Origin of the sequence: Aliivibrio sp. 1S175 (genome assembly GCF_001690985.1) — a bacterium.
In the GTDB taxonomy this organism is placed as follows: Bacteria; Pseudomonadota; Gammaproteobacteria; order Enterobacterales; family Vibrionaceae; genus Aliivibrio.
Genome location: NZ_MAJS01000035.1, coordinates 13,340 through 27,354 on the forward strand (window position 1 = coordinate 13,340; position 14,015 = coordinate 27,354).

Consider the following 14,015-nt stretch of genomic DNA (forward strand, 5'->3'; position numbering starts at 1 on the left):
AATACAGTTCACGCAAACGATCTCCCTCAAATATTCATATAAAAAAGCATTAATAATCACACTTTTTTTTATTTTCCATTGACATCTCTCTCGTAAAACTCAATTATCAATACATCAAATGTTCACTACCATCGCATTTGCTCAGTATCATCTGCAACGGTGGCAGCGAGACGGACTTTCAAAGAAGATGCTAAATAGCATGTGATCAGTAAGGGTAAGTAGTATGACAACTAAATTAGAACAACTTCGTAAACTAACAACAGTAGTAGCAGACACTGGTGATATTGAAGCAATCGCAAAATACACACCTGAAGATGCGACCACTAACCCTTCTCTAATTTTAAAAGCAGCTCAAATCGCAGAATACGCACCACTAATTGACGCTTCTATCGCTTACGCAAAAGAACAAAGCAACGATAAAGCACAACAAGTTCAAGATACGTGTGACATGCTTGCGGTTAGCATCGGTAAAGAAATCCTAAAAGTAGTTCCAGGTCGTATCTCTACTGAAGTAGACGCTTGTCTTTCTTACGACACTGAAGGCAGCATTGCAAAAGCTCGCCAACTTATCAAAATGTACAACGATGCTGGCATCACTAACGATCGCATTCTTATTAAACTGGCGTCAACGTGGGAAGGTATTCGTGCGGCTGAAGTTTTAGAGAAAGAAGGCATCAACTGTAACCTAACGCTTCTATTCTCTTTCGCTCAAGCGCGTGCCTGTGCTGAAGCTGGCGTGTTCTTAATCTCTCCTTTTGTTGGTCGCATCATGGACTGGTACAAAGCAAAAGAAGGCCGTGATTTTGAACCAAGCGAAGATCCAGGCGTTATCTCTGTTGCTGGTATCTACGACTACTACAAAGAACATGGCTACAACACCGTAGTAATGGGCGCAAGCTTCCGTAACATCGGTGAGATCCTTGAACTTGCGGGCTGTGACCGTCTAACTATCAGCCCTAACCTACTTCAAGAGCTTGAAGAAGCAACTGGCGAAGTGGTTGAGAAACTGATTGATACTAACGGCAATAAAGAACGTCCAGCTGCAATGACTCACGCTGAGTTCTTATGGGATCACAACCAAGACCCAATGGCTGTTGAGAAACTGGCTGAAGGCATCCGTAACTTTGCGGTTGACCAAGGTAAGCTAGAAGAAATGATCGCAGCTAAGCTATAATTTTTAGGTTTCAGATCGGTCGGCAAGCTCCCTTGCAGAATTCAGGGGAGTTTGCGTTTAGTTCAGAAGCCACCACAAAGACCTCTGAACCCTTTAAGCGAAGCGATCTGAACCCTGCTCTATTCTTTTCAAATATTCGAGTTAACTATTATGAACCGTAAACATTTAGCTAATGCTATTCGTGCTCTAAGCATGGACGGCGTACAACAAGCAAACTCTGGTCACCCTGGCGCACCAATGGGCATGGCTGACATCGCTGAAGTTCTTTGGCGTTCACACCTAAACCATAACCCTGCTAACCCTGAATGGGCTGATCGCGACCGTTTTATCCTATCTAACGGCCACGGCTCTATGCTAATTTATTCTCTGCTTCACCTAGCAGGTTATGAATTACCAATTGAAGAGCTTAGAAACTTCCGTCAACTGCACTCTAAAACGCCAGGTCACCCTGAGTACGGTTATGCACCAGGCATCGAAACAACCACAGGTCCATTAGGCCAAGGCATCACGAATGCAGTTGGTATGGCGATGGCTGAAAAAGCATTAGCGGCACAATTCAATAAAGAAGGCCACGACATCGTTGACCACTACACTTATGCATTCATGGGTGATGGTTGTCTGATGGAAGGTATTTCTCACGAGTCATGCTCTCTAGCAGGTACATTAGGTCTTGGTAAGCTAGTTGCTTTCTGGGATGACAACGGTATCTCTATTGATGGTGAAGTGGAAGGTTGGTTCTCTGACGATACGCCTAAACGTTTTGAAGCATACGGCTGGCACGTAATTCCTGCTGTCGATGGTCACGATGCTGACGCAATCAATGCCGCAATCATCGCTGCAAAAGCAGATCCTCGCCCTACTCTGATTTGTACTAAAACTATCATCGGTTTTGGTTCTCCAAACAAACAAGGCACGCACGATTGTCACGGTGCTCCACTAGGTGCTGAAGAAATTAAAGCAGCGAAAGCACAATTAGGTTGGGAGCACGGCGCATTTGAAATTCCGCAAGAAGTTTACGCAGAATGGGACGCGAAAGAAGCAGGCGCAACTAAGGAAGCGTCGTGGAACGAGAAATTTGCAGCTTATGAAGCAGCATACCCAGAGCTTGCAGCCGAGTTTACTCGCCGCGTAAACGGTGATTTACCTGCTGAATGGGAAGAAAAAGCTTCTGCAATCATTGCTGATCTTCAAGCGAACCCTGCAAACATCGCATCACGTAAAGCCTCTCAAAATGCACTAGAAGCGTTTGGTGCTATGTTACCTGAATTTATGGGCGGCTCTGCTGACCTTGCACCTTCTAACCTAACTATGTGGTCTGGTTCTAAGTCGCTTGAAGCAACAGACTTCTCTGGTAATTACATTCACTACGGTGTTCGTGAATTCGGTATGACAGCTATCATGAACGGCATCGCTCTGCACGGTGGTTTCGTACCCTACGGCGCAACGTTCCTAATGTTCATGGAATACGCTCGTAATGCTATGCGTATGGCTGCTCTGATGAAAATTCAGAATATCCAAGTATACACACATGACTCTATTGGTCTTGGCGAAGATGGTCCGACTCACCAACCGGTTGAGCAAGTCGCTTCTCTACGTCTAACACCTAACATGAGCACATGGCGTCCATGTGACCAAGTTGAATCTGCAGTTGCTTGGAAACTAGCAATTGAGCGTCGCGATGGCCCATCAGCACTTATCTTCTCTCGTCAAAATCTTGCACAACAAGATCGTGATGCAGAGCAAGTAGCTAACATCGCTAAAGGCGGCTACATTCTTAAAGATTGTGAAGGCCAACCTGAACTAATCTTTATCGCTACAGGCTCTGAAGTTCAGCTTGCGGTTGAAGCTGCGGCTCAACTAACTGCTGAAGGCAAAGCGGTACGTGTTGTATCAATGCCAGCAACAGATGCATTTGATAAGCAAGATGAAGCTTACCGTGAATCAGTACTTCCATCAGCAGTAACAAAACGTGTTGCTATTGAAGCGGGTATTGCTGATTTCTGGTTCAAGTACGTTGGTTTAAACGGCAAGATCATCGGTATGACAACGTTTGGCGAATCAGCACCAGCTGAAGAACTATTCAAAATGTTTGGTTTCACTACTGAAAATGCAGTGAAAACAGCAAAAGAGCTTTTAGCTTAATCACTAAATAAAAAGGCGTTACCTGAATTAACGGTTAACTCCTTCAATATAAAAGCCCCGCTATCCTACATGGATAATGGGGCTTTTTTATATGGATAGATAACTTAATTTGTTAATAATTTAGTTTTATATCTATCTTGTTGAGTCGAATCTTCTGGTAAAGTCTTAAAGCGTTTATGTAACCACATCCACTGAGAAGGTTCTTTTTCTATTAAACGTTCAATTTCCTGATTTAACACTGTTGCTGCTGTTACTGCGTCACGGCGTGGAATATCACCACTTAAATCATCACCAACTTCTAACGTGTAATGTCCACCCTGTCTTATGCTCGTTCCTGACATCACTGCACATTTTGTCATGTCAATTAAAAAGCTTGAACCTGTTGTTGTTGCCGCTTCATTAACCGCAAAAAAAGGAACGAACACTGAGTTTTTTCTACCATAGTCATGATCAGGTAAATACCAAAGACGATTGCCAGATTTAAGTACTTTAATCATGCTTTTTACATCACGGCGATCGATCATTTGATGCCCTTTACGCGTACGACCTCTGTGCTGGATAAACTCATAAACAGGGTTGCTGTTCGCGCGATAAACCCCGTACCCTGGAGCAAAAAGGCTAAAGATGCGTGCTGTCATCTCTAAGTTCAAAAAATGGCAACAAATAACTAAAACGCCACGGCCCTCTTTTTCTTGTTGCAAAATCTTATCTTTCCCAAGAATAGAGATATGGCGCTTAACTCGCCAATCAGGCCAAAACCACGCCATACCGGTTTCAATAATCGCTAACCCTGTATTTTGGAAATTTTTAATCACAAGGTTATCAATTTCTTCTGACGAATGATCCGGAAAACAGAGCTTTAAATTTGTTCTAGCAATATCGGCACGTTTTTTTAAAAAATGTTGAGATAAGCGTCCTATACCAAAACCTAATGCTTTAAGTATAGAAAAAGGCAATACATTGACTAAAAGAGCAAGAAAAGAAAAAGATAGCCATACTAACCAATATTTTGGAGACAACAGCACCCATGAGAATGTAGGGGTTGGAACTGTTTTCATTGTTTAACCTTATCAAAACTAAGACACTCGTCCTAGTAATATTACAAAGGTGATATATTAGTGGAAAATGATAGATAGCTCAATTCAAGTTTAATTAAATTACACCATTTAATAGGTAATCTTATCTTTAAAAAGACGGTTAACTCGACTATCTATCTTTGTTTAAATTATGAACTAACTCTAACAAAAAAATAAATAATAGATTAATTATTTACTTTCATCACAATTCATTGCTTCGTATAATTCTTTTAATAAAGTGGGTTCTATATTAATTAACCCCTCAGAAAGATGTATATAATTACCTTTAGTTACACTTAATAATATATTTTTTCTTAATAATTCACTTTCTTTAGATTCTTTATTTTGAAAATGAAATTGTTGAGTTTTTTCATAAACCATTTCTGATATTTGTTCTATTTGCTCTTGAGTTAAACAAACACGTGACATCCCGACTTCAGGCCGACTATTTTGAGACAACACTTCAAGTCTTAATTTTTCAGTGAAAAGCTCGTCTAATTTAGATCCTTCAAAAAACGTATAATACGGCGGTGTTAAAAAGCATGGAACCCCGTCTGAACGCAACTCTAACAGGCCAAGAATTTCAAGAGATCTCAAGTAGATATACACACTTTGTTCAGATAACTCAAACTCTCTCGCTACCTCTTCAATAGTTCGACCTTTTACGTGGATCTCATAAAAGAAATCATATAGATAAGGGTGACTAAAAAATATTTCGTCTAATACTTCCGTCCTTGTCCCTTCTTCTCTATGGTGAATATCTCGTGCAATTTGAGATAACTCCTCTATGTTAGTATTCAATACGGTAGCATACTCAAGTAATTTATCTATACCAATTGAATTACTATGAAAATGACGTTTCAATGTTGAAATAGGCACGTTAACCTTTAATGATAATTCATTATATGTTAGATCGTTCTCTTTTAATTTAACTCTTAACGCATTTAATAATAAACTTGCACAAAATCCCATAACTACTTCCTTGATGTTATTTAATGATTAAAAATAACGTTACTGTATCTTGTTCTTAATTACTAGTTCAGTTTCATTATTTGGTGTTATCGAACTCAAAAAATAAAACCATACTATCCATAAAATATAATTTGTTGCGTAACATTACCACAAAAGGTTACAAATATGTTACATCGTCAATTTAATGACGAGACCATATTAAAATAACAATGTCAGTTTTTGCTCACAGATGAGCGTATTTATACATGGAAGTCACACATGCAGACAAAAAAAATAAATGTGTCAGTACTGTCTCGCTTTATTGCTTGCACTTTAGCATTATCACAGCCTGTGTTTGCTGATGATACTAGTGAATCTAGCGACATAAAGGAAGACAGTACCTCGTGGGGTGGATCATTATCCCTTGGTTATGACAGTAATTTTTTTCAAGAATCAGATTATCGTTCAAACAGAGCGGTATCATTGCATGGTTCAGTTTATTTAAGCTTCTGGGATAACTATTCCTTATATGCCAATTCTGGAGGTTATCGTACTTTGCAGCATGCTGAGGGATATTACTCAACAGATACCGTTATAGGATTATCACGTTCGTCACTATTCACTTTTGGCGGATCAGGAAAAATAGGAATGAGTGGCCAATTCTCGATCCCTACTTCTGAATTTTCACAAGATAACCATTTAAATACAGCATTTAGAATCCAAACCCCGATCTCATTTACACTGCTAGATATTGATATGACTGTTGCACCAAGAATACGTAAAAACTTTCATCAATATACTACCTCGCCTTCCGGAACAGTGAATATCTCTTGGGGATTATCACTCTTATTAGCCGCAAATTATTCCTATGGTGATGCCTTTTTCTTTGCATCTGCACTAGGTGGAACGACCATAAATTACAACGGACGATGGGCTGACGGATACAGCTATGGTGGTAGTTTAGGGGCTGGTTATAAACTACTCGACGACTTATCAATTTCTTTAACTCTTGCTTCTTCAGGCGTATACACAGACGCAGCACAAGGAACCCTAGGTAGCTTTGACATTTTTGATGAAGCCAAAGCCACTTACTCACTTGGAATGACCTATTCATTTTAAGGAAGAACAATAAAAAACAGGATGTTACTCTATGAATTATAAAAAACTGTCCCTAACCGCAGCAATCGCGGTTGCCCTCACGGGTTGTGCTCCAGAAGAGCAAGAATACGATACGCTTGATAAAGACTTAACCCAAGTTCAAGTACAAGATCTCCGTGTAGAAGGTCGCTGGTTCTATGCGCCAACTACAGGTGCTGCACCTCGCTTTGCAGTAACACAATTCCCCTTCTTACAAGGCATGGGAAGATACGTTGAACTTTGTTTTTCAGATGAAGGGTTAGAAGTTCGTGGTTACGATAATAACAATCCAGATCTTATCTTACCGAAAGATAAAAGTGGCTTCTGTTTACCACAAGACTCGAACAATATTGGTTCTGACGATCAAGTAAACTTCCCTCATGTCATGACTATTCCTGGCAGCTACGCAAAATATCAATGTCGTGAAGACAGCTATGGGGATTGTACTAATGTTGAAGAAACTGATTCAGATCCAAACCTTGGCAATACCACCTTTAGAAACAATACCCACTTTACGCCAGATCCTGAATCGACACTTGTTAGTGACTTAAACTGGGATGAGTTATATGGAACCAAAGATGGCTTAACACCTCAAGGTTCACCAGAAGTGATCTCGTGGGAGTTTGATCCAAAGAAAGGTGTATTAAACTTCGAGCTTGAACAAACATTTAAGATCAATTTTGACAAGCTATCTCGCTATATGGATTGGTCAGCAATGGAAGAAGAAATGGCAAAAGGCTCATTTAAGTCTCGCTTCTATTACTCTCTAGTTCATGAAAGTCATTTAGCATCAAGTGACTATCAACCAGTGCTATACCCTGTTAATGATGAGAATGACATTGGCTTCTTTACAACAACGACTAAGAAAAAAGATCCGATAACGAACAAATACGATTCGGTTACTTACTTAAATCGTTTTAATCCAAACAAAGAAACGATTAAGTATTATTTGTCGGACAATTTCTTTGAGGAAAAAAACAAAATCTTCTTAGACTCCACAATTACAACCATTAATAAAATGAATAACACGTTGCGCTTGCTTGAGCCAAACTCCAATAAACCGATGCTTGAAATAGTAAACAAAACTGAAGGTATGGGCATTCACCCAGGTGATTTACGCTATAACGTGATCAACCTTGTTGATGAACCCCTAGATAATGGTTTATTAGGCTATGGTCCATCCATTGCTAACCCTGTCACAGGCGAAATAATCAAAGCTCACGTCAATCAATACTCAGGGGTAGCGAGAACCGGTGTACCTTATTATTGGGATAATATGGCGCGTTTATACAACCGCGGGCAACTCGAGTTAAATGGACTTTCCCCTGTTGATGAGACACCCACAGTTGCCTCTCGTATCGAATTACAAAAGAATAAGCAAGTCGCATCAAGTTTAGAGATAAATCATTCAGGCCATGATCATGCAACAACCTCTTTAGATGAGCAGGATATTATTCAATTTTTAGCTCAACAAAGCATTAAAAATAAAGTATCTCCAACAACGCTTGGACAAATGCATGATGAGATGGACTTAGAAAAAATTGTTCAAGCTGAAGAAGATCGCATCGCTTTTTGGAGTGAAAACAATGTTTATCCTATAGAAGCCTCTTGGGTGTCCTCTTCCAGTAAAGCTGTTATCGATAACCTACCTTTAACTGACGAAGGTTACTTTACTACCGTTACTGATACTGGATCAGGCATTGTAACGAAAACATTAAAAGCTTGGTCAGATTTACCTAAAAATCTAAAAACAACTGCAGCGGATGCAATTACGGTAACTACATATGCAAATACACTGGTCCACGAGATTGGCCACAATGTAGGCTTACGTCATAACTTTAAAGGTTCTAATGACATTGATAACTACTTATCAAAAGAACAATCTAAGCTACTTGGTTTGAGTAATGTTCCCGCATACAGTTCAACCATGGATTATGCACCAAGTATGCTAGATGAAATCCCTACATGGGGACTATACGACTTAGCTGCATTTAAATTTGCTTATGGACGTAAACTAGACCTTATTGAAGCTTCACCAATGACGAATGAACAGCGTTCAGTTGAAGGTGGAGAATTAGAATATGCTGATTCATTTTATAATAAATACGGCATAACTACTGATAATAACGCTCTAATGGTATGCGCTGAACAATCCGCTATTCTTGATGATTTAGGGCAACCAACAGGCCAATCAAACTATACGTGTGATTTCTCCCGTCTAGATACTGCGGCATTAAATGGTGATCCTCGAGCAGAACACGGGGTGCTTTACTACCTTGATGACATACTTGGTTTCACACGTAAAGCCTATGCATTCTGTACCGATGGGAATGTTTCTTTAAACAGTGATTGTAACCGTTTTGATGAGGGAGCTAACCTTCAAGAAATTGCCACGTATCAGTGGCAACAATATCTCGATAGTTATGATTCAAGAAATGCTGGGTTATACCGCGATGGTACATTCAATTCTGATTATCCTTCATACATTATCCGTCGATTCCGCGAAATGAATACAGTTCGAGACATGATTGAAGATAATGAGCGTATTGATACCTTATTCCATGACTATGGTGACGCATCGCCTTCAGATAAACCGACAGAGTTTTTACAACGAGTTGCGGCTAATCCAAACATTTGTACTTATTCACCAGATAGAGAGCTTACAGCTGAAAATTCATGGTTATGTGACTATGCTTATGGTGCAAATAAAGCGTCAGAATTTTTCTTAGATATCCTAAGAACACCAGAAACACAGTGTATTATTACAGACCGCGCAGGCGTTATGCGCAGTATCTCCCTAGGGGAGACATTGAGCGCTCAGAGTTACAACATTCCAAGTGACTATGATATTACTCGTGCAGATTGTTTTGATGACGTTGCAAAACCAATCATTGAAAATTTACATGGTGCCACGGCTATTCACGGAACATCTATTAACTCTAAGTTTTTAAACTCAGTAGGCTCATTTGACCCAACAAACCCATACTCAAATGCAGTCTCAATTCTGGGGATGTGGCCAGATAAAGGGCTCGCAAGCTACCAGCTGGCTCGTCGCTATTCTTTACGTTATACCGATGAAAGTGCTTTTGCGTCATTGTTGGATTTACCAGGAGTAAAAGCTGAATACGATGCAATCATGGCACATTTAGTTGCCAAAGAACCACTGATTAATGCAGTAGAATTTGTTGATAGCACAGGTGCAACTTATGAACCAATCATTGATGTTAACCTCCACGTAACTCAACTAGTTGAATCACTACCACCACTGCCTCGAGGTATTTTAAATTTTTATAATTTGAGTAATTATGCTCGTACCGATATGTCTACTATGATCTTATCTATGGGTACAGACATGATGCAAACAAGAGACTTTACGTTTGCTGAAACCTCTCTAAAACAGAGAAATAGTTTAACAAAGCAATTAGACCGCTATGGTTTATTAAGTGATGATGCGCTTACCGTTTCTTTAGAAGGTGTAAACTATAAAATTACTAAAGATAATGTTCTAGCAAACCGCGTGGCTTCTAAGCTATTTACGAGCGAAGGTTACAATGCAAAAGTAGCACTAGATCAAACATCGGCTGAAACTTTAGCTTCAATTCAATCGGCATGGCAACCAGTTGCCGGATTTCAATCAAATTTCCATACACCGATCCTTGCATTAGATGCACCATTTATTGAGCTTATTGTAAATTCGTATAAGGCACAAATTGCCTCAGGTGAAGCTAATTTAACATTTGAGAAAGTAGTTAATGGGGTATTAGCTCAGGAGGGTGTCGTTTATAACCTTGAGACTGATATGATTACTTATAATGATGGCAAATCTCACAGCAAAAATAGCGTAACGGTCATTATTGACTACACTCTCGCTTATGTAAATGCAGGTCTCGACCCTCAATTACTGACAGCAAGTTTTGCTTTATATGATGGCTATACTGTAGCCACTGATGCAGATAAGTTTGCTTGGACGCTAACACACAGCATGCTTACGTCTTACTTATCAGGTGACTATACAAATATGGTCGGACAGCATTACGAAACCCTTCGTAAACTACCCGTTAAAAACGTATATTAATTTAGTTGTTATATTCTTAAAACAGCCAGCGTAAATGCTGGCTTTTTATTTAATATGGTAATGAGGTTAAATAACAGTAATTACATCTTCAAACGCTTTACGCGATTTGGGTAATGCTGCATTAAAATCTTCACTTTCATGATGATAACCAATAGCTAAAGCAACATGGCATTCATACCCTTCTAACTCATCAGAAAATATCTCATTAAGTAAAGTAGAATCAACACCTTCCATTGTCGTTGAATCAATTTTTAAGCGTGCCAAAGTATGTAATGCATTACCTAAAGCTAAATAAGCTTGAGGCTTAGTCCATGCTTTATGCTCACCATTTTCATCACAATTCAATTCAACAAACTTAAACGATCCAAAGGCTGCTTCTTTCTGCTCTTCCGTAATTCGAGTATCTAGTACCGCTTTATTCAATACCAATTCGTAATCATTACGTGAGTAAGTTAATTTGTTAGCAAATAAAATAACATGAGAGCACGCTTTAACATGGTGCTGATTAAATTGATGCATATTAGCAAATGAATCATGCATGCGTTGCTTCGCCTCATTCGATTCAATAACTATAAACTTCCACGGTTGTGAATTAATTGATGATGCAGATAAACGCAATGCCTCTAACAATACCATTAGATCTTGTTGGGATACTTTTTTACTTGAATCGTATTTTTTCGTTGTATAACGACTTTCTAGATCCTTAATAATTTCATGCTTCATGCGAACTCTCTCCTATCTCTATTCATTAAACGAATGCGTTTATCTCGACTATACACACAAAAAATAAATTCACTTTATTATTAAATAACAGAGTACTATTTTTGCCAAAATGGTGATATTAGTATTTTTTCTGTGACGTTAATTTGTTTTCTACTAAAATTCTATGGTAGGGTTTTATAGTCTGATTATCAAAAGGAGAAGGATATTATGAAACCACAATTTGTATATTGTGTACCTGAAGAGCTAGGTTCAACAGGTCAAGCGACTGCAGAAAAGGAAGCTGAGGCACTTTACTCTGAATTAACAGGTAAAGGCGCTAGAAATATGTCAGAAATTAAAATTGAAATTAAAGATATGAATGTCATTGCAAGTTGGGTTATTGATGGCGAAAGGTATTACAATAACTAATATCCTAACGTCATAAACCAAATAAAAAGGGCTGAAAAAACACAGCCCTAAATTATTATAATTTAAGTTAAATCAACTAATCATTCTTTACCGTAAACGTTGTTCTCTTGCTCTTGTACGCGGATGAAAGTAGTGCGCTTAGTTAGCTCACGAAGCTTTGCCGCGCCTACGTATGTACACGTTGAACGTACACCGCCAAGGATGTCAGAAATCGTTGTATGAACTGAACCACGGTATGGTAATAGTACGGTTTTACCTTCAGCCGCACGGTACTTAGCAACACCACCAGAGTGTTTGTCCATCGCGCTTTGTGAAGACATTCCGTAGAATCACAAACGTACTTTTAAAACCCCTATAAAAACAATAAGATAACCACAAATATCAACAAGTTAAAACCTACCTAAAATACGTATTTGGACATTAAAAGACAGTATAAAACATTGTCTGTCGCCACTTTGTAGCCATTTTTTTGGGAAACGTCTCGCAACTACTTATTCAATACCTAATTGATGGTTTACACATTACCTTCTAAAGCCTTATTGTTATTTCATGCAAGTGAGTGATCTCAAGACATCAAGCAAAGTTCTTCTAGTGCCTTCGCTTGCACTTTGAAATGGCCGAGAGTTTAATACCTCTCGGTTTTTTTATTCACGCATAAAATGAGAGACTTTTTCTTATTTATAGTATTACTACATCTTATTAATCAATGATAGTAGGAATATCAGATATCCTAAGCTGGGTTGCTTTGTTATCATGCACTTCAAACACTCATTAAGGCATAAATTTGAGGGATACATGGTAAAGGTTGAACGAAGTAAGATAATTGATCAATTGAAAGGTTTAATGATTTTTTTAGTCGTTTTTGGACATTCAATCCAATATAACGTATTTGAAAAAAAGGACATGTTTTGGAGTAATCCTGTATGGAAACTCATTTACACCTTCCATATGCCACTTTTTATGGCGATTTCTGGTTGGTTACTATTTTTTAGTCTAAAAAAACTAAAAACATCAACTTCAAAAATAAAATTTGGCATAAAACGCTCTATTAGTTTAATGCTACCTGTAGTTATCTGGATGACACTATATACATTAGTTAATTTTGTTATCAATCGTGACATCAATATTAATCAATTATTTTCAAATATAACTAACGGTCTTTGGTTTATTTGGGCGCTATGGGGAGGGTTATTAATACTTACAATAGGATCTATTTTTAACAAACAATTAGCAATAAGTATTTTAGGTTTTCTCATTATCTTACCATTCCATAACCATGGAAATGTCGCGTTATTTCTTTATGTTTTTCCATTCTTTGTTATTGGGTATTATTTTAATTCATATCAAGCTCATATATACATGAAAAAGTATATAAAAATCATCATTCCAGTTTTTATTTTAGTATCTACTGCATTGTTAATCCTTTGGGATAAAAGTACATACATTTACGTATCAAGATTCTCCCCCACTAATAGCATAAATATTTCAATACGTTACATCCTTGGGTTTACAAACTCAATCTTATTCCTATATGCTTTCCTATATATAATTAAATTTCTACCTAAAAAAACTCAAGATTATTTAGATATGATTGGCAGCAAGACCCTAAGTATATATATAATAAGCAGTTTTATTATTTACCTAGTTCAATACCCTATATTCTTTGATTACATAGGGTATATTTACCCATTAATACTTTCTCTTATATATATAAAATTAAGTGTATTAATAAATAACACCATTACTAAAAGTGATAAATTAAGTTATCTTTTACTAGGAAAACAATTAAAATAAATTACAAACCACTTATTCAATGTCTAATTTATATTTTACACATTGAACTCTACAACATTAGAGCTATCTTATGCAAGTGAGTGTTCTTAAGGTATCAAGCAAAGTCCTTCTAGGGCCTTCGCTTGCACTTTGGAATGGCCGAGAGTTTATTACCTCTCGGCTTTTTTCTTTGGATTAAATTTTTATTTATCTCCCTAATTATCATCTTTGAACTATTTCATAAAAGAGAAAATAATATGTCCAAAGTACCCTTAAGTGATGTTTTACTTATTAGTCGAATTTTAAAAAAACCTATCTTTAAGCATTAAGTACCTAATTGAAATTTACGATATGCTTTTTAGCTAACCTGATAAGAACCTGCTGAACTACCAGCATCAACAACAACCATTGCATTTGCAGTTATCTCATCGACGACTGCATTTGCAATGGCTTCGGCTAAATCTGCTGCTTTCGCAAACTCGCCTTCTGTCACCATGCCTTTACCATTCATCTCTTTTACTATCTTGACTTTTAGTGAGCCTTTATCTAATGCCAT

General features: G+C 37.9%; 10 protein-coding genes and 1 pseudogene. 6 read left to right on the forward strand and 5 right to left on the reverse strand.

Translation table 11 applies throughout. The annotated features are described in order from the left end of the window. Positions 1-223 precede the first annotated feature (223 nt). A complete protein-coding gene (gene tal, locus A6E06_RS11475; RefSeq protein ID WP_065593591.1) occupies positions 224-1,174 on the forward strand; it encodes a transaldolase in 951 nt (316 codons plus the stop codon). Positions 1,175-1,324: 150 nt separating this feature from the next. Next, positions 1,325-3,316 carry a transketolase gene (gene tkt, locus A6E06_RS11480; RefSeq protein WP_065593590.1) on the forward strand — a complete coding sequence of 664 codons (1,992 nt, stop codon included), beginning with the start codon at positions 1,325-1,327 and terminating at the stop codon, positions 3,314-3,316. Between the two features lie 104 nt (positions 3,317-3,420). Here tkt and A6E06_RS11485 read toward each other — a convergent pair whose 3' ends face one another. Further along, positions 3,421-4,374 carry a Kdo(2)-lipid IV(A) acyltransferase gene (locus tag A6E06_RS11485; protein WP_065593589.1) on the reverse strand — a complete coding sequence of 318 codons (954 nt, stop codon included), beginning with the start codon at positions 4,372-4,374 and terminating at the stop codon, positions 3,421-3,423. Between the two features lie 207 nt (positions 4,375-4,581). Beyond that, positions 4,582-5,364, reverse strand: coding sequence for an XRE family transcriptional regulator (locus tag A6E06_RS11490; protein WP_065593588.1), 783 nt, complete (start codon positions 5,362-5,364; stop codon positions 4,582-4,584). 258 nt (positions 5,365-5,622) lie between these two features. Here A6E06_RS11490 and A6E06_RS11495 point away from each other — a divergent pair, with 258 nt between their 5' ends. Together A6E06_RS11495 and A6E06_RS11500 are read left to right on the forward strand one after the other, a co-directional pair. Continuing rightward, positions 5,623-6,462 (forward strand): hypothetical protein, encoded by an 840-nt coding sequence (locus A6E06_RS11495; RefSeq protein WP_065593587.1) that lies wholly within the window; start codon positions 5,623-5,625, stop codon positions 6,460-6,462. A 31-nt stretch (positions 6,463-6,493) separates the two neighbouring features. Beyond that, positions 6,494-10,555 (forward strand): zinc-dependent metalloprotease, encoded by a 4,062-nt coding sequence (locus A6E06_RS11500; RefSeq protein ID WP_065593586.1) that lies wholly within the window; start codon positions 6,494-6,496, stop codon positions 10,553-10,555. 66 nt (positions 10,556-10,621) lie between these two features. Here A6E06_RS11500 and A6E06_RS11505 read toward each other — a convergent pair whose 3' ends face one another. Then, the gene (locus tag A6E06_RS11505) at positions 10,622-11,278 is read right to left on the reverse strand and encodes an NAD(P)H-dependent oxidoreductase (RefSeq protein ID WP_065593585.1); all 657 of its coding nucleotides are present in this window, start codon (positions 11,276-11,278) and stop codon (positions 10,622-10,624) included. A gap of 207 nt (positions 11,279-11,485) precedes the next feature. Here A6E06_RS11505 and A6E06_RS11510 point away from each other — a divergent pair, with 207 nt between their 5' ends. Then, positions 11,486-11,686 (forward strand): hypothetical protein, encoded by a 201-nt coding sequence (locus A6E06_RS11510; RefSeq protein WP_065593584.1) that lies wholly within the window; start codon positions 11,486-11,488, stop codon positions 11,684-11,686. 80 nt (positions 11,687-11,766) lie between these two features. On the opposite strand, the pseudogene A6E06_RS11515 reads toward A6E06_RS11510, so the two are convergent. Beyond that, positions 11,767-12,015 (reverse strand): annotated as a pseudogene (locus A6E06_RS11515) (IMP dehydrogenase); the annotation flags it as partial. Between the two features lie 466 nt (positions 12,016-12,481). Between A6E06_RS11515 and A6E06_RS11520 the strand changes: the two are divergent. Next, on the forward strand, positions 12,482-13,480 hold the full coding sequence (locus tag A6E06_RS11520; RefSeq protein ID WP_176713288.1) for an acyltransferase family protein: 999 nt from the start codon (positions 12,482-12,484) through the stop codon (positions 13,478-13,480). Positions 13,481-13,817: 337 nt separating this feature from the next. On the opposite strand, the gene A6E06_RS11525 is transcribed toward A6E06_RS11520, so the two are convergent. Next, positions 13,818-14,015 carry a hypothetical protein gene (locus A6E06_RS11525; protein ID WP_065593581.1) on the reverse strand — a complete coding sequence of 66 codons (198 nt, stop codon included), beginning with the start codon at positions 14,013-14,015 and terminating at the stop codon, positions 13,818-13,820.